Origin of the sequence: Streptomyces sp. (assembly GCF_031181555.1) — a bacterium.
Lineage (GTDB): Bacteria > Actinomycetota > Actinomycetes > Streptomycetales > Streptomycetaceae > Streptomyces > Streptomyces fimbriatus.
This window is the reverse complement of record NZ_JAPSKQ010000106.1, coordinates 21,353-23,711: the sequence shown is the minus strand read 5'-3', so window position 1 is coordinate 23,711 and position 2,359 is coordinate 21,353. Positions and strand designations below refer to the sequence as shown.

The 2,359-nt window shown below is 76.6% G+C and carries 2 protein-coding genes; one reads left to right on the top strand and one right to left on the bottom strand.

What is annotated here, in order from left to right:
• Positions 1-661 (bottom strand): serine/threonine-protein kinase (locus tag RIM90_RS20750; protein ID WP_309062241.1); only part of this gene is annotated, 661 nt, incomplete at its 3' end.
• Positions 662-1,111: 450 nt separating this feature from the next.
• Between RIM90_RS20750 and RIM90_RS20745 the strand changes: the two genes are divergently transcribed.
• Positions 1,112-2,359 (top strand): FHA domain-containing protein (locus RIM90_RS20745; RefSeq protein ID WP_309062240.1); only part of this gene is annotated, 1,248 nt, incomplete at its 3' end.

Here is a 2,359-nt window from a genome sequence, read left to right as displayed (position 1 = left end):
ACGGCGGACGGCCGGTGACCAGCTCGTACAGCAGGATGCCGGCGCCGTAGATGTCGACGGCGGAGGTCTGCGGGCGGCCCTCGGCGGACTCGGGCGCGATGTACGCGGGCGTGCCGACGAACTCGTGGGTGCGGGTCAGGCCGGGGGAGTCGGCGAGGCGGGCGATGCCGAAGTCGGTCAGCATCGGGTGCATCTCGCCGCCCTCCTGCTTGAGCAGGACGTTGGCCGGCTTCAGGTCGCGGTGCACCACGCCGTCGGCGTGGCTGGCGGCGAGCGCGTCGGCGATCTGGGCGGTCAGCAGCGCGGCGGCCACCGGAGTGAAGGGGCCGTTCTCGCGCAGGTGGCGGTGCAGGTCGGGACCGTCGACGAGGTCCATGACCAGGGCCAGCAGATCGCCCTCGACCACCAGGTCGCGGACCCGGACGATGTTGGGGTGGGTCAGCCGCAGCAGGACGGAGCGCTCGCGCAGGAACCGCATCACGACGTCGGCGTCGTTCGCGAGCTCCTCCTTGAGGACCTTGATCGCGACGGTCTCGCCGGGCTGTCCGGGCACGGCCGCCTCGGCGCCCGCGGTCTCCCGCTGGCGGGCTCGCCAGACGGTGCCCGTGGCGCCGCGTCCGAGCGGCTCCTCGAGCAGGTACTTGCTGCCTACCGGCCGCACGTCATGCGCTCCCTGCTTGCTTGGCGTACACCGTGGTCCACCGTGCCACGGAATGTTCCGACCCACTGTAGTGCCGCCGCGCGGGATACCGGCTTGCCGAGTTCGGCGTCGTCTTTCCGTGGGTCACGCTCGGCCGGTACCCGTCCGTGTTCGAAGGAAAGACGCTCGACCCGGTCCGTTGGTTGCCGGATGCCGGACGTGACCGATCTCAAGTGATCCCCGAACGATCACCGGTGACGTACTGGTCAGGCATTTTTACGGGCAGAGCCGACCAATCAAGATCATTCGATGCCGGGCGGCGGGCGCGTTGTCGGTGGCAGGTGCGAGGATGCCTCCCAGTACTGGCCGTACGTGCGCGTGTGGCGGTGGGGGAAGTCCGCGGAGGGGGACCGCGGGGCGGCTTCGTCCCCCGTGTCGCGGGCGCCCGCGCAGAAGGGACCGCTGACGGCGATGCAGATCCGGCTGACCGTCGTTGACCCGCTGGGCCCGTCCTCCCCCGCGCGGGACCGGGCCGCGAGCCGCGACGTGCTGGTCACGGCACCCGCCGGCACGGCCCTGGCCGCGGTCGCCTCCGCGCTGGCCTCGGCGGTCTCCGGCGGCGACGGCCCGTCCGGCTCCTCGGGCACCCCGGTGCTGTACGCCGGTGACCGGCGGCTGGACGCCCAGCGCTGCACGCTCGGCGAGCCGCCGCTGATCGACGGTGCGGTGCTGGCCGTGGGCGCCCCGGGCGAGCCGGAGCCGCATCCCGAGCTGGACGACGCCCCGACCCGGCTCCATGTCGTCGCCGGTCCCGACGCGGGCGGGGTGCACCTGCTGCACGGCGGCGAGATCCGCATAGGCCGCTCCGCCGACGCCGACGTGCCGCTCGACGACCCGGACGTCTCCCGGGTGCACTGCGCGGTGACGGTCGGCCCGGACGGCCGGGTCTCGGTCGCCGACCTCGGCTCCACCAACGGCACGACGCTGGACGGCAGGCGGGTGGGCCCCCGCCCGGTCCGTTTCGCACCGGGCGCGCTGCTGCGGATCGGGGAGTCCGCCCTGCGGCTCACTCCGGCCGCGGGACCGGCGGCGCGGACGGAGACGACGCCGGACGGCGAGGGGCACGTGCGCGTGCCGGCGCCCCGGCACGCGCGGACCGACGGCGCGGACCCCCACGCGCGCGCGACGGCACCGATGGCGCCCACCCACCACGCCCACGGCCCGGCCGGCTGGGCCGTGTCCGCCCGGGACGGGCGGGGGGACGACGCGAGCGGAGCGCCGCAGGTGCCGGGCCAGGGCGGGGCGCCGGGGATCGAGAGCCGGGGGGCGGGCACGGGTCCCGGCGGGCGCGCGGTGCGCACGGCCGCCCGGGGGGACGTACCGCACCTGCCCCGGGGACGCCGCGTGTCGCAGCCGCCGTCCGCGGACGGGGACACGCACGCGGACCGCTCCGAGGCGCGTCCGCGCCGGGGGGAGCCCGGCGCCACCGGTGATCGCCCCTCCGCGGCGGGCCCCGGCGCGGCCGGGGGCGGAACGGCCGGTGGTGGCACTCCCGGCCGGCACCCCGGTGAGACGAGCGTCCCGGCGCCCGGTCACCCGCCCGACACCGCCTCCGCCCCCCTCCGGGGCGAGACGCCCGGCGGCACGCCCGGCCGCCTCACCGGTCCGACCACCGGACCCGCCACCGGCCACATGCCCGGCGCCCCGCACGCCGGCCCC